The sequence below is a fragment of the Streptomyces sp. NPDC028289 genome (assembly GCF_055565975.1).
Window position 1 is genome coordinate 317,932 of sequence record NZ_JBVHTI010000009.1, and the last position, 20,377, is coordinate 338,308.

A 20,377-nucleotide genomic window follows, 5' to 3' on the forward strand; every position below is an offset into this window, starting at 1 on the left:
AGGATTCTTAACAAAGAACCTCTACCGTGGCGAGCCATGGTGAACACCGCACAAGATCCTGCAAGACAGACCCCTGCTGCGAGCCCCTGGGCCGCGGTGGGGGTCTCCGCCTTCGACGAGATGGTGTACCGGTCGATTCTGCATCAGCCCGACGCCGGCGCGGCCGGCTGGGCGCTGCTGACCAGGTCGACCCCGGCCCAGCTGCGCGAGGCCTGCAACCGGCTGCTCACCCTCGGGCTGCTCCAACCGCCGGACTCCATGGGCGGGTTACGAGCGGTCGACCCGCGGGTGGCGATCCGTGCGCTGATCCGGCGGCGCGAGACGGAGTCCGAACTGCTGGCCGCCACCGCTGAGGAGATGGCCACGGCGTACGAGGCCGGGCTGCTGCGCGAGGAGCCGTCCCGGCTGATCGAGGTCGCCTCCGGCGAGGGCGCCATCGCGGCCCGGCTGGAGGAGATGTACGCCCGTGCCGAGCACGAGGTGTGCCTTTTCGACACTCCGCCGTACCTCGCCCCGCCCGCACCGCAGGTGGACCTCCAGGCCGATCTGCTCAAGCGCGGGATCGTCTCACGCGGCGTCTACGCGGCGAGCGGCCTGGAGGATCCGAACACTCTGTCCCGTGCCTGGAAGATGGTCGAACTCGGTGAGCAGGCCCGGGTGCTGCCGTCCGTGCCGCTCAAGCTGCTGGTGGTCGACGGACGCCGGGCGATGCTCCCGCTGACCTCGTCCGATGCGGGCGGCTACTGCGCCGTCGTCGTGTGGCACTCGGCGGTCACCGAGGCCCTGCAGAAGCTCTTCGAGCTGGCCTGGCAGCAGGCGACCCCGCTCGGCCGGCCCGAAGGGAACGGCGAACTCTCCGAGGACGAGCAGACGTTGACACGGCTGCTGGCGTCCGGGATGAAGGACGAGGCGGTGGCCCGCCATCTGGGGGTGAGCCTGCGCACGCTGCGGCGGCGGGTGAGCGACCTGCAGGACCGGCTCGGGGCGGCGAGCCGGTTCCAGCTCGGGCTGCGGGTCGCGCAGCGCGGCTGGCTGTAGCGCAACGATGCGGGGCCGCGCTCCCTCCGACAGGAGCGCGGCCCCGACTGGCGTACCGGATCCCTTACTTGCGGATCAGGCTGCGCAGCACGTACTGCATGATGCCGCCGTTGCGGTAGTAGTCGGCCTCACCGGGGGTGTCGATCCGGACGACCGCGTCGAACTCGACGCCGGTGTCGGTGGTGACCTTGACCGTGCGCGGGGTGGTGCCGTTGTTGAGCTCCTCGACGCCGGTGAAGGAGAAGGTCTCCTCGCCGGTCAGGCCGAGGGACTCGGCGGACTGGCCCTCCGGGAACTGCAGCGGCAGGACGCCCATGCCGATGAGGTTCGAGCGGTGGATGCGCTCGTAGGACTCGGCGATGACGGCCTTGACGCCGAGCAGCGCGGTGCCCTTGGCGGCCCAGTCGCGGGACGAGCCGGAGCCGTACTCCTTGCCGGCCAGGACGACCAGCGGGATGCCCTGCTCGATGTAGTTGCGGGAGGCGTCGTAGATGAACGACACCGGCGCGTCGGCCTGCGTGAAGTCGCGGGTGTAGCCGCCTTCCGTCCCCGGCGCGATCTGGTTGCGCAGGCGGATGTTGGCGAACGTGCCGCGGATCATGACCTCGTGGTTGCCTCGGCGGGAGCCGTAGGAGTTGAAGTCACGACGCTCCACACCGTGCTCGGTGAGGTACTTGCCGGCCGGGGTGTCGGCCTTGATGGCACCGGCGGGCGAGATGTGGTCGGTGGTGACCGAGTCGCCGAGCTTGGCGAGGACGCGGGCGCCGGCGATGTCGGTGACCGGCGACGGCTCGTGCTGCATGCCCTCGAAGTACGGGGGCTTGCGGACGTAGGTCGACTGCGGGTCCCAGTCGAAGGTGTTGCCGGTCGGGATCGGCAGCGACTGCCACTGGGCGTCACCGGCGAAGACGTCGGCGTAGGACTTGTTGAACATGTCCTCGCCGATCGCGCTGGCGACGACCTCGTTGACCTCGGCCTCGGTCGGCCAGATGTCGGCCAGGTAGACCGGCTTGCCGTCCTGGTCGGTGCCGAGGGCGTCCTTGGTGATGTCCACCTTCATGGAGCCCGCGAGGGCGTAGGCGACGACCAGCGGCGGGGAGGCCAGGTAGTTCATCTTGACGTCGGGGTTGATACGGCCCTCGAAGTTGCGGTTGCCCGAGAGGACCGAGGTCACGGCCAGGTCGTGGTCGTTGACCGCCTTGGAGACCTCCTCCGGCAGCGGGCCGGAGTTGCCGATGCAGGTGGTGCAGCCGTAACCGACCAGGTTGAAGCCGACCTTGTCGAGGTAGGGGGTCAGGCCCGCCTTCTCGAAGTAGTCGGTGACGACCTTGGAGCCCGGGGCGAGGGTGGTCTTGACCCAGGGCTTGCGGGTCAGGCCCTTCTCGACCGCCTTCTTGGCCACCAGGGCGGCGGCGACCATGACGTACGGGTTCGAGGTGTTGGTGCAGGAGGTGATGGCCGCGACGGTGACCGCGCCGTGGTCGATCTCGTACGTCGAGCCGTCGGGGGCGGTCACGGTGACCGGGTTGGACGGGACGCCGTTGATGGAGGCCGGGGCGTCGGAGGCCGGGAAGGACTCCTTGCCCGCCTCGTCGGCGGTGTCCACGTAGTTGCGGACGTCCTGCGTGAACTGCTGGGCGGCGTTGGCGAGGACGATACGGTCCTGCGGGCGCTTCGGGCCGGCGATCGACGGGACGACCGTCGACAGGTCCAGCTCCAGCTTCTCGGAGAAGTCGGGCTCGGCCTTCGGGTCCAGCCAGAGGCCCTGCTCCTTGGCGTATGCCTCGACGAGCGCGACCTGCTGGTCGGAGCGGCCGGTCAGGCGCAGGTAGTTCAGGGTCTCGCCGTCGATCGGGAAGATCGCGGCGGTGGAGCCGAACTCCGGCGACATGTTGCCGATGGTGGCGCGGTTGGCGAGGGAGGTGGCGGCCACGCCCTCGCCGTAGAACTCGACGAACTTGCCGACGACGCCGTGCTTGCGGAGCATCTCGGTGATCGTGAGGACGAGGTCGGTGGCGGTGGTGCCCGGCTTCAGCTCACCGGTCAGCTTGAAGCCGACGACGCGCGGGATGAGCATGGAGACCGGCTGGCCGAGCATGGCGGCCTCGGCCTCGATGCCGCCGACGCCCCAGCCGAGCACGCCGAGGCCGTTGACCATGGTGGTGTGCGAGTCGGTGCCGACCAGGGTGTCCGGGTAGGCCTGCCCGTTGCGGACCATGACCGTGCGGGCCAGGTGCTCGATGTTCACCTGGTGGACGATGCCGGTGCCCGGGGGGACGACCTTGAACTCGTCGAACGCGGTCTGGCCCCAGCGCAGGAACTGGTAGCGCTCCTTGTTGCGGCCGTACTCCAGCTCGACGTTCTGCTTGAAGGCGTCGTTGGTGCCGAACTTGTCGGCGATGACGGAGTGGTCGATGACCAGCTCGGCCGGGGCCAGCGGGTTGATCTTCGCCGGGTCGCCGCCGAGCTCCTTGACGGCCTCACGCATGGTGGCGAGGTCCACGACACAGGGAACGCCGGTGAAGTCCTGCATGATCACGCGGGCCGGCGTGAACTGGATCTCCTGGCTGGGCTGGGCCTGCGAGTCCCAGCCGCCGAGGGCACGGATGTGGTCGGCGGTGATGTTCGCGCCGTCCTCCGTGCGGAGCAGGTTCTCCAGCAGCACCTTCAGGCTGTACGGAAGGCGAGCCGAGCCTTCCACCTTGTCCAGCCGGAAGATCTCGTACGACTCGTCGCCCACCTGCAGCGTGCTGCGGGCGTCGAAGCTGTTCGCCGACACGACAGTCTCCTTCATTGATGTGCGCGTACCACCGTCATCGTGCCGCCACGCCGACTTGGCCCATCCAGTAAGGTCAGGCTAAGTTAGGCATGCCTTACCGGAATGGCGGCTACGGTGCGCCTAGGCAGATATCTCGATGTCGAGATAACTCTAGTACACGGTCGCGGGTTGGTCATGCCCGGACCCGCTGTGTCCTGTCTCAGTGACCCTGGGGCAGTCTCGGTCTTTCCGTGGCATCGGCGACCGCGTCTCAGTCTTTCTCGGGCAAGTAGGGCGATGCCTCAGTCTTTCCGAGGTGCTACTGACGCGCCTTGCCTGCGGTCGCTGTACCGCGTCGGTGCTTGGCCATGGGGGCCGGATGGATGCAGCGGACTTCTGGGTGCGGCTGGTCGGGCCGGATGGTGTCCAGCGTGAGGGGCCGCTGTCCGTGATGTGGCCGGTGCGGTTCGATTCGCCCTCCACCACACCGGATGGGACACGCTCTCGCTGATCCTGCGCAACGGGACAACCCGCCAGAGCCACCAACCAGCCCACCAAGGACTTCCGGACCTCTCCCCTGACATTCCCCCGTTACTGACACGGCCACATGCGGGGTGATCGAAAACGGTTTGCGCACAGGGGCCGCGGCTGGATAGACGTTGCGACCGGGCCCCTGCCACAAGGGTGAGGGCACGACAGCGAAAGGAGGGATAAGCCGATGATCCCCATGATCACCGCGCTTGCGTCCTCCCGGGGCGCGGACCGCGTCTGACCCCGGCGCGGACGGGCGCCTTCACCGGAGCGTGCCTGAACCGTGAAACAGAACGACCTGACCATGCGTCCCATCAACGGACCCGAAGAACTCGACCTCTTCTCCCAACTGCCCTACGTCCTCAACGAGGAGCTGGCAGACGACCTTGCCGTCGGCCGCCGACGCCCGGAATGGATGTGGGTCGCCCTGCGCGGTGACCGCCTACTGGCCAGAGCTGCCTGGTGGAGTCGAGCCGGCAGCGACACACCCCTCATCCTGGATGTCCTCGACATCGACGACAACGCCGCGAATTCCGATCACAGGGACATCGGGGTGCGACTCCTGCACACCGCCATGGCCGCCATCCTTCCGAACGGATCGCGTCCCCCTGAGTACAGCCGTTTCGTCCCGCCGGACTGGCGCGAGAACACGGTGACCAGACAAGCCGTCGAGGACCGCATGACGGCACTGGAGAGGACCGGTGCCCGGCTCTTCGTCGAACGACTGCGCCTGGAATGGCGCCCGGAATCGCCAGTCCCCAAGCCCACCGAGCGCCTTGCGTTCCGGCCGATCCGCGATGCCAGAGAGCTCGTGGCCTTGATGACCTCGGTTCTGGACGGCACGCTGGACGCACATGGCCGTGACGACCTGACCCGGATGTCCGCCCAGGAGGCGGCCACCAAGCACTACGAGGACGAGCTGGCACGCTACACAAGCCCGCGAGACTGGTGGCGGATAGCAACGCTGCCCGACGGAGAGCCAGTGGGGTTTGTCCTTCCGGCCCACAACGGCTACAACGCGATCATCGCCTACATCGCGGTCCTGCCCACACACCGCGGCAATGGCTACATCGACGACCTCCTCGCCGAGGGCACCCGCATCCTTGCCGAGCAAGACGTCCCCCGCATCAGCGCGTCCACCGACCTGGGCAACGTCCCGATGGCGAACGCCTTCCAACGCGCTGGATACGTCAATTTCGGGCGTGAGATCAATATGACCTGGAACTGATCGAGCACCGGGCGGGGGCGCCACAGACGGCGCCCCCGCAAACACCCAGGCTGCCTCAGGTCGATTGAGACGAGACACGCTGCGCCGTGCCGGGAAGCAAGCCTCCGGGTGGCCTGAGGGCGCTGCGTCGGGGTAACCGACGGTGGATCGGCAAGCCTCACAGCGAGGTGGAAGGAGACACCGTGCCCCTCACGTTCCGCAAGAGTTTCCGGATCCTGCCGGGCGTGCGCCTGAACATCAACCGGCGCTCCTGGTCCCTCACCACCGGCGGCCGGCACGGGCCGCGCCACACACACAGCAGTACGGGACGCCGTACGACGTCGATCGACCTGCCGGGTCCTTTCGGGTGGCGGCGCACCAGCAGGACCCGGCGCCGGTGACGGCCGCGGGGTTCAGGAACCGGACGGAGATGCAGGGTCACGGAAGGCCCGGTTCGACACTCTCTGACCAGGTTTACGACACGCCGACGATCCGCCTTCCGGGTCTCCCGCTCCAGTCCACCCGGTCGACGGACAGCACACCGGTACCGACGGCGACCTCGGTGGCCGCACCCCCGTACTCGGGGCCGCTCGTCGCGAGGATGCCGTCGGCGAACCGGTCGTCCTGGATCCCCACGGACAGCGGACAGGATTTCCGCATCTCCTTCGCTATTTTCAGGGCGGCCCTGAATTGGCCCGCGCGGGCACCCGTCGATACACGGTGCTCGGCGACGAGTACGGATTCCGTCCGCAACGTTCCGGAAACGGTGAGGTCGGTGTCGACCCGGCCGACCGGATCGGTCGGCGACACGGCCACCTCGAAGTGGTTTCCGATGGTGGAGTGTTCGTCCGGGAGAAGTTCCGGACGGGTACGACCGGAGAGCTGGAGTCGTTCCGGAAGGCGGGCGGCGAGATCGGTTCCGGGGCCGGTCATGCGTACTCGTTCGCGGATCAGGAGGAGTTCGGAGATGATCCGGCGGTTCGCCGCGATACAGCCCGGGATGCCGATCTCGGAGAACCTTTCCAGACCGTGTCTGGCGACCCGCGGATCGGCGGAGAAGGAGGCCGGTGGAATCCACAGCACACCGGACCCGGGGCAGGTCGGGATGTCGCCCAGATGGCTCCTGAGGACCGCGGGCGCCCGCCCACCGCACGCCCCCTCCGGCATGCGCGCCGGGCTCCGGAATCCCGTCCGGAATCCTCAGGGCGCGGCCGTACATGTCACCGCCGGTCGCAATCCCTTTCGCCACCCAGATCCTTCGAGACATATGCGATCGCCAATATGTCGGGTGAGAGTGCGGGAATTCCCTGCGGCCGCCTCCGGCACACCTTGGAACAGGGCACCGGAGGCAGCCTCGGGGACAATGGACCGTGTATCAGATTCCGTTGCAGATGATCGCGAGGAACGGCTTGGGGTTCTCACCCTCGGGCGTCACGGCTATCACTCCCCGATCGGCGTCGGGGGAGCCGGGCGGGGTGATCTCCGGGGCTTCCGGAGTTCCGACGGACAGAGCGGTCTCCATGGCCACCTGAGGCATTTCTCGTACCTCCGACGTGAGCCTCGGCCGGTGGAATTCCTGACCGAACGTCGGGAGCCGGCTTGATGCGCTCTCACTCCACCCGTGGACGATTCGGAACGACGGTCGACGGGCCGAACAACTGGGCTCGTTGACAGAGCATCACCCGAACAGACCCCCCAGCGGGCGCCATCTCATATCTGAGATAACCTCGGCCTCATGGCAGACGACTACCTCGTACGCATCGGCAAGCTCATCCGTGACGCCCGGCAACACCGCGGCTGGACACAGACACAGCTCGCGGAGGCGCTCGGCACCAGTCAGAGCGCTGTCAACCGCATCGAGCGCGGCAACCAAAACATCAGCCTTGAGATGATCGCTCGAATCGGTGAGGCCCTGGACAGCGAGATCGTCTCACTGGGCTACGCGGGCCCGATGCATCTGCGGGTGGTGGGCGGCCGCCGGCTGTCCGGCGCCATCGACGTGAAGACCAGCAAGAACGCGTGCGTGGCCCTGCTGTGCGCCTCGCTGCTCAACAAGGGGCGCACGGTACTGCGCCGGGTGGCCCGGATCGAGGAGGTGTACCGCCTGCTGGAGGTGCTCAACTCGATCGGCGTGCGCACCCGGTGGATCAACGACGGCGTCGACCTGGAGCTGGTGCCGCCCGCCGACCTCGACATGGCGTCGATCGACGCCGAGGCCGCCGTGCGCACCCGCTCGATCATCATGTTCTTCGGCCCGCTGCTGCACCGCATGGACCACTTCAAGCTGCCGTACGCCGGCGGCTGCGACCTCGGCACGCGGACCATCGAGCCGCACATGATCGCGCTGCGCCGGTTCGGCCTGGACATCGCGGCGACCGAGGGGCAGTACCACGCGCAGGTCGACCGCGCGATCCGCCCCGACCGCCCGATCGTCCTGACCGAGCGCGGCGACACGGTGACCGAGAACGCGCTGCTCGCCGCCGCCCGGCACGACGGCGTCACCGTCATCCGCAACGCCTCCTCCAACTACATGGTCCAGGACCTCTGCTTCTTCCTGGAGGCGCTCGGCGTCAAGGTCGAGGGCATCGGCACCACGACGCTGACCGTGCACGGTGTCCCGACCATCGACGTGGACGTGGACTACTCCCCCTCCGAGGACCCGGTCGAGGCGATGAGCCTGCTGGCCGCCGCGGTCGTCACCGAGTCGGAGCTGACGGTCCGCCGCGTCCCCATCGAGTTCCTGGAGATCGAGCTCGCCGTCCTGGAGGAGATGGGCCTCGACCACGACCGCAGCCCCGAGTACAGCGCGGACAACGGCCGTACCCGCCTGATCGACCTCACGGTCCGCCCCTCCAAGCTGGAGGCGCCGATCGACAAGATCCACCCCATGCCCTTCCCGGGCCTGAACATCGACAACGTCCCGTTCTTCGCGGCGATCGCGGCGGTCGCCTCGGGCCAGACCCTGATCCACGACTGGGTCTACGACAACCGCGCGATCTACCTGACCGACCTGAACCGCCTCGGCGGCCGCCTCCAGCTCCTCGACCCGCACCGGGTCCTGGTGGAGGGCCCGACCCGCTGGCGCGCCGCCGAGATGATGTGCCCGCCGGCCCTGCGCCCCGCCGTGGTCGTCCTGCTGGCGATGATGGCGGCCGAGGGCACGTCGGTCCTGCGCAACGTGTACGTCATCAACCGCGGTTACGAGGACCTCGCCGAACGCCTCAACTCGGTCGGGGCGCAGATCGAGATCTTCCGGGACATCTGATCCGCGAGTGCCGCCGCACCCCTCCCTGACCTGCTGTTGAGCGGGTCAGGGAGGGGTGCGGCGGCATCTCTGGGACTTCTCCCGGCCTTTGGGCCGCGCGGCGGGCCACGGGCCGCGCTCCACAGGCTCTACCGACCGGCCACAGCCGCGGCTACGCGACGCGGGGTGGAGCAGCTCAATAGCTCGCTGGACTCATCACCCAGAAGTCGAGGTCGGCGTCAGGAACGGGGGGTGGGCCTGCCGGTGAGTGTGCGCGGCAGCGAGGTGAAGCGAGAGATCACGGCTTCAGCGCCACGGCTCCCAGCTGGGGTACGACCGTGGGCTCTTCGCCGGGCTCCGGCCGCCACAGCGAGCAGGACACGAGCCCGGGCTCCAGGAGCGTGAGCCCGTCGAAGTACTGGGCGACCTCCTCGCTGCTGCGGGCGGTGACCGGCGGTTTGGCGTTGGCGTTCCAGAACTCCATCGCCTCAAGCTGGAGGTCGCCGCCGAGTTCGGGCACCGTCGTCGGATGGGTCAGTACGAGGAAGCTGCCGGGGGACAGCGCCTCCACGAGCCGACGTGCGATGGCCCGCGCCTCCTCACCGTCAAGGACGAAGTTGAGGATGCCGAGCAGCATGAGTGCGGTGGGCTTGGTGAGGTCGAGCGTCCGTCCGGCGATGCGCAGGATGGTGTCCGGGTCGTGCACATCGGCGTCGATGTAGTCGGTGGCGCCTTCCGGGGCACTGGTCAGCAGGGCGCGGGCGTGCGCGAGCACGATGGGGTCGTTGTCGACGTACACGATCCGCGACTCGGGGGCGATCCGCTGGGCGATCTCGTGGGTGTTCTCCAAGGCCGGCAGGCCGGTGCCGATGTCGAGGAACTGACGGATGCCGTGCTCCTCCGCCAGACAGCGCACGGCGCGGCCAAGGAACTCCCGGTCGGCGCGCGCGATGTCGCGGATCACGGGGATCATTCCGGCAACGTGATCGCCCACCTGCTGGTCGACCTCGTAGTTGTCCTTGCCGCCCTGCCAGTAGTTCCACACGCGAGCGTTGTGCGCAGTCGCAGTGTCGATTCGCTGCACTGCGGCGGTGGCCCTCTGGTTCTCGCTCACGTCTTCCTCTCCTCGCACGCCCAAGGACCGCGTGAAACAGGGCACTTGCGGCCGCGGCTGCGCTATGGCACGTCGGTGGGCGTCATTCTGCCCTACACCGCCGTCGTCGTGTCCCGGAACAGGTGGGGCGGAGGAGACTTGGGTCTACGGCGCTCTGCTCGCGGCCGTCGCCACTTGGGTCGGCCTGCCCCTGCCGGACGATGAGATCCACCAGACGTCCTCGTGATCCGCTCCCGGCCGGCTGATGCGGAAACGAGGGCTCCGCCACCGAGGACGCCGCCGTCGGCCTGTCGCTCTTGCCGTCCGGGCGCCCGGAGATCAGGATCTACGGGACCGCCCGAGAGGGCGGGCGGTCCCGGGCGGTCCTCCTGCGACCTGGCTGCACGGCATGAAAGGCACGGCATGATGACGAGCGGTGACACCGTCGCACTCGACGACCCGGTCGGCGAGTCGCTGCGCGGTCACCACGCCGCCCTCGCCCGCCGGCTCGGCCGGGCCGCCACCTGTCTTCCAGGCGTCGCGACCTTCTCGGCGGTGTCCGCCGCCCCTGACACGGCGGACTGGGCCGACCTCGCCCAGTTGCTCGGCGGAGGCGAGTTCGCCGACATGTTCAGCTGCCCGGCGACCCCGCCGCCGGACTGGGCACCGGTGTTCGCCCTCGAAGGCCGGTAGCTGATCTGGCCCGCCGACACCCGCCCGGCTCGGGCGCAGACCGCGACCGGCACCGACGTGGTGGAGCTCGGTCCGGCCGATGTGCCCGCCATCCTCGAACTCGTCGAGCGGACCCAGCCGGGGCCGTTCTGGCCGCGCACCCACGAACTCGGCACCTACCTCGGCATCCGCGCCGACGGCAGACTGGTGGCCATGGCGGGCGAACGGCTCCGGCCCCCGGGCTGGACCGAGATCAGCGCCGTCTGCACCGCCCCGGAGGCCCGCGGGCACGGACACGCCGCCCGCCTCCTGAACACGCTCGTCGCCCGCATCCTGGCGCGCGGCGAACGCCCCTTCCTGCACGTGGCCGAGGCGAACACAGGCGCGCTCGCACTCTACGAGCGGCTCGGCTTCACCACTCGCAACCACGTGACCTTCCGCGGTTTCCGCACCCCCTGAAGGCTTCGGCGGCCGAGGCGTGCACCGGTTTTCAGCCCGGTCGGGAAGCGGTGTCCTGCTTCTGCCGACGTTCGGCGGCACGGACGATGTTGCGGGCCATGCCGCCGAAGACGATCGCGTGGAAGGGCGAGACGCTCCACCAGTAGAGCTGGCCGAGCAGCCCGTGCGGGTGGAACAGGGCCCGTTGCCGGTAGCGCGATCCGCCGGCCCCCTGCTCGTCGACGTACATCTCCAGCCAGGCCAGGCCGGGCAGCCGCATCTCGGCACGCAGCCGCAGCAGCCGCCCGCGTTCGATCTCCTCCACCCGCCAGAAGTCCAGCGAATCACCGACCCGCAGCCGCCGCGCGTCACGTCGTCCCCGGCGCAGGCCCACCCCGCCGGCGAGGCGGTCGAGCCAGCCGCGTACTGCCCAGGCCAGCGGGAAGGAGTACCAGCCGTTCTCGCCGCCGATACCCTCGACCACCTCCCACAGCGCGCCGGGAGCCACTTCGGCGTGGCGTTCGCGTACGTCGGTGTAGAGGCTGCCGCCGGCCCACTCCGGGTCGGTGGGCAGCGGGTCGCTGGGGGCACCCGGCACGGAGGCTGAGGACCAGCGGGTGACGACCTGGGCGTCCCGCACGCGCTGCAGCGCGAGGGAGACGGCGCGGTCGAAACCGACCGGGTGGCCCGGCGGGCTGGGCACGTACCGCTCGATGTCCCGTTCCCGGCACACCACCTCGTGACGGAGCGACTCCGTGAGCGGGCGGGCGATGGCGGCCGGCACGGGGGTCACCAGGCCGACCCACTGGCTGGAGAGGCCGGGCGTGAGTACCGGCACGGGCAGGATGAGCCGCCGGGGCAGCCCGGCGACGGCGGCGTACCGGTGCATCATCTCGAGGTAGGTGAGCACCTCGGGGCCGCCGATGTCGAAGGCCCGGCTGACGTCGGGCGGCAGGCCGGCGCACCCCACCAGGACGCGCAGCACGTCCCGTACGGCGATCGGCTGGATGCGGGTGCGCACCCAGCGCGGCGTGACCATCACCGGCAGCCGCTCGGTCAGGTAGCGCAGCATCTCGAAGCTGGCCGAGCCGGAACCGATGATGACGGCGGCCCGCAGTACGGCCGTCGGCACACCCGAATCGAGGAGGATACGTCCGACTTCGGCGCGGGAGCGCAGGTGCGGCGACAGTTCCCGCTCGGGCACGTCGGCCGGCGTCAGGCCGCCCAGGTAGATCAGACGGCCGACACCTGTCCTGCGGGCCTGCTCGCCGAAGACGTGGGCCGCCTGCCGGTCGGTGCGCTCGAAGTCGCGGCCGGCGCCGAGCGCGTGCACCAGGTAGTAGGCGACGTCGACGCCCGCCAGCGCCGCCGCCACCGAGTCCGCGTCGGTGACGTCGCCCGGTACGACCTCCACCCGCCCGGCCCACGGCTGGTCACGCAGCTTCCGGGGCGTGCGGGCCAGGCAGCGCACCCGGTACCCGGCGTCCAGCAGCTCCGGCACCAGCCGTCCGCCGATGTAGCCGCTGGCACCGGTCACCAGACAGGTCTTCGGACCCGGGTCGGCGGTTCCGTTCACGTTCGTCGTCGTCCCGGCCGTCTCGTCCGCCACGCGAACCGCCTCAGTCGTCGTCCGTGCGCCCTCGCGCCCGTCGCCCCCCGATACCTCTACGGTGCCGCCCGCCCGTCCGGGTGCGCCGGACGACTACTGCATCCGGGTGACGTGGAGCATCCGGGTGACGTGGAGCTCTCGCACGTCTCGTCCGTCCGCACCACGGACGCCGCAGCGTTCAGCGCCCCCAGCCGGTGCAGGCGGAGGACCCGTCGGACAGTTCGACGCAGGCCCGCGCCTCGGACGGGCCCCCGACGCCGATCAGCAGGGTGTAGAGATACCTGCCGGGCACGAGCACCAGCCGTGACTGGTGCCGCCCGCCGGTGGTGTCGACCCGCACCCGGTCCGTGCTGCCCGGCGCGGTGATCCGGCCCCAGGCCGCCCGGCACTTCGGGCTGTAGGGGCGCTGTCGCGTCATGTTTCGGTACTACCGTCCGGCACGACGCATCCCCAGGGCGCAAACAGCGTCAACCGGGGGCGCTTTGGGATCAGACAGGAGCGAAACGACTCAAACAGGCAGAGATATAGAGTCCTCTGTCGCACAGGCCTCATTGACCACTCCAGCCTCAGCAGTCACGGATCTACACGCCCCTGGAACGCCACCAAACAATCTCGCCGGGACAAAACGCTCTTTGAGACCGCGTTTGAGATCTGCCGTGCCGCCGGGCTGGTGCGGTCGTGAGCCGGTCGTGGGCGGTGCTGGGAGAGACCGAATCGCCCCAAGCCCGACAGGGGTGCCTTGACGAAGGACATAGAGCACCCCCCACCTGCTGCGTCTGTCGGGCATCGGGCCGCGCCGCGAGCTGGAGGCCCTCGGTGTTCCCGTCGTCAGGGACGCCCCCGCCGTCGGAGCCCGGTTCGGCGACCATCCCCAGGTGGTCCTGGAGTGGATGCCCCGGCGGTCGATGCCGGAGCCCGCCTGCTCGTGGCTCGGTGGAGTCCTGCTCCGTTCCCGGCGCGCCCCTCCCGTTCCTCGTCTCCGTCCGGACACCACGACTGAGCGGTCGGATGCACACCCGTTCCGCCGATCCCGCGACGCGTCCGAGCCTTGACTACGGCCATCTGTCCGCCGTGGAGGACCGGCGGCGCATGCGTGAAGCGGTCCGGGCCGCCGCCGAGTTGGTCGGCACGACCGACTTCGCCGAGGTCTCCGGCGGGCTCACGGATCCGCCGGCGGAGGTGCTGAACGACGACCGACTGCTCGACCAGTGGGTCCTGGGGCATCTCGGCACGTCCCACCACGCGTGGCACCGTCCCCCTGGGCCCCGCAGACGATCCCGGGGCAGCCGTCGACGCCTTCGGAAGAGTGCAGGGTGTCGACGCTCTGCGTGTCGCGGACACATCGATCTTGCCGACGCCCCCGTTGCGGGGCCCGGCGGCCACCGCCGTCCTCTTCGGCGAACTCGTCGCCGACACCATGCGGCGCGGCCTGACGTGAACCGGCCCGAGGGGGCGCTACCCGCCGGGAGCCAGGTCACCGAATCCGGCCGCGAGACGTGCCGGATGGCCGCATCGAGCAGGCCGCTCAGGTCGGCGCCCTCGCCGATCAGCCACTGCTGGTGCGCGGCGACGACTGCCGATCGTCGCCTGCCCGCTCACGCCTCCCACGGTGACCGGTCCGGCGGAGCCCGGCAGTCGCTCGTGCCGGGACCGGACGCCGAATGGTGTAGACCGCTACACCGCGGATCGGGGAGGGCACTACCTCGTGGCGGCGGGCTGGTGACGGGATCGTTGAACCCGCAAGGTCAACGACTCCCCATCGGGAGCCCCACATCGCTCTCCCCGAAAGGAAACCCCGTGAAGGCGCTGCTGTCCTCCCGGCCCGTGCTGTGGTTCCTCTTCCTGTTCAACCTCACCGTCGCCGTGGCCGCACCCCTCGTCGTCGACGGCACCCAGGGCTACCTGACCAGCGCCGGCATGGGCGTGGTCTCCCTCGGGGCAGGCATGGGTCTGCTCCGAGGTCGCGCGCAGCGAGCCTGAGTGCCCCCCACCCTGCGTGTCGGCTGGCGACCGGACTCCCCCGGTCCGCCGCCGACCGCCGCATACCGGTCGAGGCCGCCCCTCACAGGCCTGGGGGCCGGCCCGACGCTTTGCAGTTCGTGCGCCGGGCACCTGCAAAGCGGATCGCGCCGTTGGTCCCGCTCACCCCCACTGCCCGGTCACTCCGCACGCGCGTGGTGAGCGCGCATGGGAGACACCGTCCCGCACGAGTCCGGGAAAGAGGGGGCGGATGTGGTCGCAGGTGATCAGGAAGGCGGCGGGTCACCGGCAGGGGTCTGCGGTGCCTGGCCAGGTCCTTCAGGTCCGGCAGCATGGCGTCCCAGACCACCAGGCCGAACCGGCGCCGCATAATCCGGGCGATCCCCTCCGCGCCGGTGCCCGCGGTACCGCACACCGTGTAGCCGGCCGGAATGTCGTGGTGAGCAGACCGGTCTCACCAGGATCGCCCGCGACGCTCAGGACGTCGCGCCCGCCTCCGCGCAGCGGCGGCCTCTCGATGAGGTCCACCATGACAGGACCTCTCGTGCGGGACGACCTCCCGCCCGCCACACGCCCGATGCCCGCCCGGCCCAGCCACGGGGCCGGCGCACCACGCAGGGAAACCGCACGCAGTCGCGGGCGGCGTCAGGCAGTGGGCGGGTCGTCGACCTCCGCTTCGGCGTTCGCGACGAAGTCGTCGACCATCCGGTGGAACAGTACGGCGAGCTGCCGCAGGTCCTCTGGGGACCAGGCCGCCAATGCGACCTCCATACCCCGGCGGCCCGCATCCCGGATCCGGCCGACCGCAGCCAGACCCGCTTCGGTGATCTGCACGCGCTGCGCCCGGCGGTCGTCCGGGTCCGGGATACGGATCACGAAACCGGACTGCTCCAACTGCCTCAGCTGCCGCGTGACATGGGACGCCTCCACGGACAGCCGGACCGCCAGCACGCCGGGGCGCATCGGTTCGCTCTCGGCGATGTGCCGCAGAATCGCCACGGCCGCCCGGTCCAGCGGCAATCCGGCCAGGGCCATCAGCCGCTCATGCTGGCGGGCCCGGCCGGCCAAGTAAGTGATACGGGTCAGGGCCCGCTCGATCTCGGCTGTGTCGGACGAGGCGGCGGCTACGGACGACGGGGCGGACATGCACTCACCCTAGCACAAGAGATTGCTTGACTTAAGTAACTCAATCTGCTTGCCTAACTCAAGCAATCAAGGACGCGGCGGACACAGCCGTCCGGCACTCCTCTCTTCGAATTCACCACCCCTCTCCGCCCTTTCGATCCTGAGGAGCGTCCTCCATGCCCCAGCCCACCACCACACCCACCAGAAAGGGGCGCACCCGGCGCCCGGTCCCCGCCGATTCCGGGCCGCCCCGGCCGATTCCGGGCGTCACCGGCCCCGTCGTCCCCCTCTGGCAGGCCCCAGCTCTGCTCGCCGGATCGCACACGAACGGCGTACGACCGTGAACGCCCAGGCCACCTGGTCCTTCGCCACGGCGGTCACCGCGGGAGTGACCGCCCTCGTCGCCTCCTGGCGGGGCTGGGGTCGCTGAAGCGCGACTCCTCCGTTCCCCCGGCAGCACGGCCGGGGAAACCTGAACGGGCCGCCCCGAGCGGAGGCGGCCCACCGCGCCGGTCCTGTGGGGACGGTGACCGGCGCACTCACCGGCCCCGGCGGTCGGCCTCCCGCATCCGCCGCCGGGGCCGGTCCCCTTCGCACCTCTCGAAAGCGAGTACTCCCGTGACCACGATGAAGTCCGTCCTGACCGGCGCCCAGAACCACATCGACGTGGTGGACGTCGAACGCCCGGCGCCGGGACCAAAAGACATGCTGATGAAGATCCGAGCCTGCGGCATCTGCGGCACCGACACCTTCTTCCTGCACCTCGGCGGCATGCCGACCGGGGCCGACGGCTCAATGCGCTCCATTCCGCTGGGCCATGAGCCGGCCGGCGAGGTCGTCGAGGTGGGCGCCGAGGTCACCGGCCTGAAGGTCGGCGACCGTGTGGTCGTCAACCCGCAGGGCGCCCCGTCCGGCATCATCGGCTGCGGCGGTGAGCTCGGCGGCATGAGCGAGTACCTGCTCATCGAGAACGCCGAGGTCGGCAAGAGCGTCGCGGTGTTCCCCGACACCGTGCCCTTCGACGTGGCCTCGCTGAACGAGCCGATGGCCGTCGCCCGGCACTGCGTCAACCGCTCCGAGGCGAAGCCGGACGACAAGGTCGTCGTCTTCGGCGCCGGGCCCATCGGACTGGGTGCCACGATCTGGCTCAAGCTGCGCGGTGTGCAGCACGTCGTGGTGGCCGACGTCATCCCCGAGCGGCTTCAGACCGCGCTCGCCGTCGGCGCGGACGCCGTCATCAACTCCGCCGAGGAGGACGTCACCGCCCGTCTGACCGAGCTGCACGGCGAGGCGGCCAACGCGCTGGGCCAACCGCGAGCGGGCACCGACATCTACATCGACGCGGCCGGCGTCGCCGCCGTCTTCAACGCCACCGTCGACGCCGCCAAGTGGGGCGCCAAGCTGGTCATGGTCGCCGTGCAGAAGAAGGGCGCCGACATCGACCTCGGCGGCATGCTGCGCAGCGAGCTGACCCTCATCGCCTCGCAGGGTTACCCGACCGAGATCTTCGAGGTCACGCCGGAGATCGTGGAGCACCACGAGCGGTTCGCGAAGCTGATCAGCCACCGGGTCCCGTCCACGGAGGCCGACCGTGCCTTCGAGCTGGCGATGACGCCGGGAGCGGCCGAGAAGGTCGTCGTCACCTTCGACAGCGAGGTGTAGCCCACGGCGGACGCACGCGGGGCACCGCCACAAGCCCCATCGGCGGCGGCACCCCGCGTCGACCCACCCGCGTCACGCGTACGGCACCGGTCAGCCCCTGCCGCACGCCCCCGCGCCCCAAGTCCTCACGCCACCCGAGACATCCATGGCACCCACGCCTTCCAGGTTCCCCATGACCTCCATCGCCGACACTCCACGACGGCAGTACGGCAACCGTTCCCGAATCACCGACGCGGTCGTCGCCGCCGCGCTGTTCACCTGCTCCTTCCCCGGCAGCACGGCCACGCTCCCCGGCGACGACCTGCGAGTCCCCTGGTGGCCCGGTGTACTCCTGGCCGGGGTGCCCTGCGCGGTACTGATGTGGCGCCGTCACCGTCCGCGCACCGCTGTGGCCGTGACCATCGTCTGCGCGACGGTCGCGGCCCAGCTCGGGTACCTCCTTACGGTCCTGTCGCTGGGACCGCTCATGGTCGCGCTCTACTCGCTGGCCGTCGGCACCGACCGGAAGACGGCGAACACCTTCGCCTTCAGCGGTATCGCCGTGCTGACGGCCACGGAGGTGCTCGCCGGTCCGACCAGGGAACCGCTGCTGTTCAAGCTGCTCGGTCCCGCCGCCTGGCTGTTGCTGCCCACCTCGCTCGGCACCGTGACCCGGGTGCGCGCCGCCTACCTGGACGCAGAGCGGGCCCGCGCCGAGCACGCGGAGCGCACCCGGGAGGAGGAGGCCCGGCGCCGTGTCGTGGAGGAGCGCATGCGCATCGCACGCGACCTCCACGACATCGTCGCCCACCACCTGGTCCTGGCCAATCTCCAGGCGAGTGCCGTCGCGCGCGCCATCCGCGCTCGGCCCGACGAGGCCGAGCGGACAGCCGCAGCCCTGGCCGACAGCACCTCCTCGGCCCTGCGCGAGCTGAGGGCCACCGTCGGCCTGCTGCGCCGTCACACCGACGACCCGGCCGCCGACGCCGCGGACGGCGTGGACGCGATGCCCGAACCGACGCCCGGCCTGGCCCAACTCCCCGAGTTGACCGCCTCGTTCGGTGACGCCGGACTCGCGGTCACCGTCATCACCGAAGGGGATCCCCGGCCGCTCTCCGCCGGCACCGATCTCACGGCGTACCGCATCGTGCAGGAGGCGCTGACCAACGTCACCAAGCACGCCGCCACCCATACCGCCGAGGTGCTGCTCGCCTACTCCCGCGATCTGCTGACCGTCACCGTCACCAACCACGGCGGTGCGGCACCGCCCCCCTCCGCCGCCCCGGGCGGCTACGGCCTGGTCGGCATGCGCGAGCGGGCCCGTTCCGTGGGAGGCCACGTCCGAGTCGGACGCCGCCCCCAGGGGGGCTTCGAAGTCGTCGCGAAGCTGCCCTTGTACCCGCACGCCCCGCCAGCGACAGAAGCGATCTGACGCGTCCGGTGTGCACTTTGCGCGTCACCGTCGAGATTAACTTGCGTAAGTCAAGCAACTCGCTCTATTGTTGAGTAAGTCAAGCAATTACCCGTGTTGGGTTACCTCTGTGGAGGCTCTGCCATGTCCGACGCCCTGACCCGACCCGCCGACGCGGGGACGTCCGCCCCGCCGAGGCCGAACGCCGTGGTGGCGGTCCTGGCCCTGGCCGGAATCGTCGTCTCCCTGATGCAGACCCTGATCATCCCCATCGTCCCGGAGCTGCCGACCCTGCTGAACGCCTCGGCCTCCAACACCGCCTGGGCCGTCACCGCCACCCTGCTGGCCGCCGCGGTGGCCACGCCGGTCGTGGGCCGTCTCGGCGACATGATCGGCAAGCGACGGATGCTGCTGGTCAGCATCCTGCTGCTGGTCTCCGGCTCCGTGGTCTGCGCCCTCGCCGACTCCCTGGTGCCGATGATCATCGGCCGTACCCTGCAGGGCCTCGCCGCAGCCGTGGTACCGCTGGGCATCAGCGTCATGCGGGACACGCTGCCGGCCGACCGGCTGGCCGGGTCCACCGCACTGATGAGCGCCTCGCTCGGTGTGGGCGGCGCGCTGGGTCTGCCGGCCGCGGCGTTCATCGCCGACAACTGGAACTGGCACATCCTGTTCTGGACCTCGGCCGCTCTGGGTGCCGCCGCCTTCACGCTGGTGATGCTGATCGTGCCCGAGTCGAAGGTGCGCACCGGCGGCCGCTTCGATCTGGTCGGCTCGCTCGGCCTGTCCGCCGGACTGGTCTCGCTGCTACTGGCCGTCTCCAAGGGCGGTGACTGGGGCTGGGCCTCCGGCACCACGCTCGGTCTCGGTGCCGCCGCGGTCGTGATCCTGCTGGCCTGGGGCTGGTGGGAGCTGCGCGCCAAGCAACCGCTGGTCGACCTGCGCACCACCGCCAGGCCGCAGGTGCTGTTCACCAACCTCGCCTCGGTCGCTCTCGGCTTCTCGATGTTCGCCATGTCCCTGGTCCTGCCGCAGCTGCTCCAGTTGCCGTCGCAGACCGGCTACGGCCTGGGCAAGTCCATGCTCGCCGTCGGCCTCGTCCTCGCCCCGCAGGGCCTGGTGATGATGGCCATGTCCGCCGTCTCCGCGGCTCTCACCAAGGCCAAGGGCCCCAAGGTCACCCTGATGATCGGTGCGCTGATCGTGGCCGCCGGCTACGCACTGAACATCGTCATGATGAGCGAGGTCTGGCACCTCGTCCTGGTCTCCTGCATCATCGGCGCCGGCATCGGCTTCACCTACGGCGCCCTGCCCGCCCTGATCATGGGCGCGGTCGACCCGTCCCAGACCGGCGCCGCCAACAGCCTCAACACCCTCATGCGCTCCCTGGGCACCAGCTTCGCCAGCGCCCTTGCCGGCGTCATCCTGGCCCAGATGACCACCGACTTCGGCGGCCACGCGCTGCCCTCCGAGAACGGCTTCAAGGTCGTCATGGCCATCGGCGCCGGCGCCGCCCTGCTCGCCTTCGCCGTCGCCGCCCTCATCCCGAAGCACCGCGCGGCCGCGGCAGAGGCCGGGGACCACCAGGCGGATACGCCCGAGGCCACCGCGCTCAAGGCATAACAGCCCC

General features: G+C 70.0%; 15 protein-coding genes and 2 pseudogenes. 10 read left to right on the forward strand and 7 right to left on the reverse strand.

The genetic code is table 11. From position 1 onward, the window contains the following. The first annotated feature begins 36 nt into the window (after positions 1-36). A complete protein-coding gene (locus tag ACZ4UV_RS41210) occupies positions 37-1,038 on the forward strand; it encodes a helix-turn-helix domain-containing protein (RefSeq protein ID WP_390034920.1) in 1,002 nt (333 codons plus the stop codon). A 64-nt stretch (positions 1,039-1,102) separates the two neighbouring features. On the opposite strand, the gene acnA is transcribed toward ACZ4UV_RS41210, so the two are convergent. After that, a complete protein-coding gene (gene acnA, locus ACZ4UV_RS41215; protein WP_467845170.1) occupies positions 1,103-3,817 on the reverse strand; it encodes an aconitate hydratase AcnA in 2,715 nt (904 codons plus the stop codon). A gap of 814 nt (positions 3,818-4,631) precedes the next feature. On the opposite strand from acnA, the gene ACZ4UV_RS41220 reads away from it, so the two are divergent. Next, entirely contained in the window at positions 4,632-5,555 is a 924-nt protein-coding gene (locus tag ACZ4UV_RS41220; protein ID WP_467845491.1) for a GNAT family N-acetyltransferase, read from the forward strand. 182 nt (positions 5,556-5,737) lie between these two features. After that, the gene (locus ACZ4UV_RS41225) at positions 5,738-5,935 is read left to right on the forward strand and encodes a DUF4236 domain-containing protein (RefSeq protein WP_451021253.1); all 198 of its coding nucleotides are present in this window, start codon (positions 5,738-5,740) and stop codon (positions 5,933-5,935) included. A 73-nt stretch (positions 5,936-6,008) separates the two neighbouring features. On the opposite strand, the gene ACZ4UV_RS41230 is transcribed toward ACZ4UV_RS41225, so the two are convergent. Both ACZ4UV_RS41230 and ACZ4UV_RS41235 read right to left on the reverse strand, forming a co-directional pair. Continuing rightward, a complete protein-coding gene (locus tag ACZ4UV_RS41230) occupies positions 6,009-6,701 on the reverse strand; it encodes a hypothetical protein (protein ID WP_467845174.1) in 693 nt (230 codons plus the stop codon). A gap of 208 nt (positions 6,702-6,909) precedes the next feature. After that, a complete protein-coding gene (locus ACZ4UV_RS41235; protein ID WP_451021255.1) occupies positions 6,910-7,071 on the reverse strand; it encodes a hypothetical protein in 162 nt (53 codons plus the stop codon). 198 nt (positions 7,072-7,269) lie between these two features. Between ACZ4UV_RS41235 and ACZ4UV_RS41240 the strand changes: the two genes are divergently transcribed. Next, complete coding sequence (locus ACZ4UV_RS41240) at positions 7,270-8,799, forward strand: helix-turn-helix domain-containing protein (protein ID WP_451021256.1); 1,530 nt, start codon at positions 7,270-7,272, stop codon at positions 8,797-8,799. A gap of 277 nt (positions 8,800-9,076) precedes the next feature. On the opposite strand, the gene ACZ4UV_RS41245 is transcribed toward ACZ4UV_RS41240, so the two are convergent. Continuing rightward, positions 9,077-9,892: an SAM-dependent methyltransferase gene (locus tag ACZ4UV_RS41245; protein WP_467845179.1), complete on the reverse strand. Its 816-nt coding sequence runs from the start codon at positions 9,890-9,892 to the stop codon at positions 9,077-9,079. Positions 9,893-10,297: 405 nt separating this feature from the next. Here ACZ4UV_RS41245 and ACZ4UV_RS41250 point away from each other — a divergent pair. Then, positions 10,298-11,002: pseudogene (locus tag ACZ4UV_RS41250) on the forward strand (GNAT family N-acetyltransferase). A gap of 31 nt (positions 11,003-11,033) precedes the next feature. Here ACZ4UV_RS41250 and ACZ4UV_RS41255 read toward each other — a convergent pair. Both ACZ4UV_RS41255 and ACZ4UV_RS41260 read right to left on the reverse strand, forming a co-directional pair. Beyond that, positions 11,034-12,557 carry an SDR family oxidoreductase gene (locus ACZ4UV_RS41255; RefSeq protein ID WP_451022743.1) on the reverse strand — a complete coding sequence of 508 codons (1,524 nt, stop codon included), beginning with the start codon at positions 12,555-12,557 and terminating at the stop codon, positions 11,034-11,036. A 211-nt stretch (positions 12,558-12,768) separates the two neighbouring features. After that, positions 12,769-13,008 carry a DUF2690 domain-containing protein gene (locus ACZ4UV_RS41260; RefSeq protein WP_451022742.1) on the reverse strand — a complete coding sequence of 80 codons (240 nt, stop codon included), beginning with the start codon at positions 13,006-13,008 and terminating at the stop codon, positions 12,769-12,771. Between the two features lie 590 nt (positions 13,009-13,598). On the opposite strand from ACZ4UV_RS41260, the pseudogene ACZ4UV_RS41265 reads away from it, so the two are divergent. Further along, positions 13,599-13,772 (forward strand): annotated as a pseudogene (locus ACZ4UV_RS41265) (mycofactocin dehydrogenase MftG); the annotation flags it as partial. A gap of 615 nt (positions 13,773-14,387) precedes the next feature. Then, positions 14,388-14,570, forward strand: a complete 183-nt coding sequence (locus ACZ4UV_RS41270; protein WP_451022740.1) for a hypothetical protein — start codon at positions 14,388-14,390, stop codon at positions 14,568-14,570. 645 nt (positions 14,571-15,215) lie between these two features. Here the strand turns inward: ACZ4UV_RS41270 and ACZ4UV_RS41275 are convergent. Continuing rightward, positions 15,216-15,716, reverse strand: a complete 501-nt coding sequence (locus ACZ4UV_RS41275; protein WP_467845183.1) for a MarR family winged helix-turn-helix transcriptional regulator — start codon at positions 15,714-15,716, stop codon at positions 15,216-15,218. A 597-nt stretch (positions 15,717-16,313) separates the two neighbouring features. On the opposite strand from ACZ4UV_RS41275, the gene ACZ4UV_RS41280 reads away from it, so the two are divergent. The 3 genes from ACZ4UV_RS41280 (at position 16,314) to ACZ4UV_RS41290 (ending at position 20,370) form a co-directional block, all read left to right on the forward strand. Next, the gene (locus ACZ4UV_RS41280) at positions 16,314-17,357 is read left to right on the forward strand and encodes a zinc-dependent alcohol dehydrogenase (protein WP_451019269.1); all 1,044 of its coding nucleotides are present in this window, start codon (positions 16,314-16,316) and stop codon (positions 17,355-17,357) included. 172 nt (positions 17,358-17,529) lie between these two features. Continuing rightward, a complete protein-coding gene (locus ACZ4UV_RS41285; RefSeq protein ID WP_451019268.1) occupies positions 17,530-18,768 on the forward strand; it encodes a sensor histidine kinase in 1,239 nt (412 codons plus the stop codon). Positions 18,769-18,891: 123 nt separating this feature from the next. After that, a complete protein-coding gene (locus ACZ4UV_RS41290; RefSeq protein ID WP_451019267.1) occupies positions 18,892-20,370 on the forward strand; it encodes an MFS transporter in 1,479 nt (492 codons plus the stop codon). The last annotated feature ends 7 nt before the right edge of the window (positions 20,371-20,377 follow it).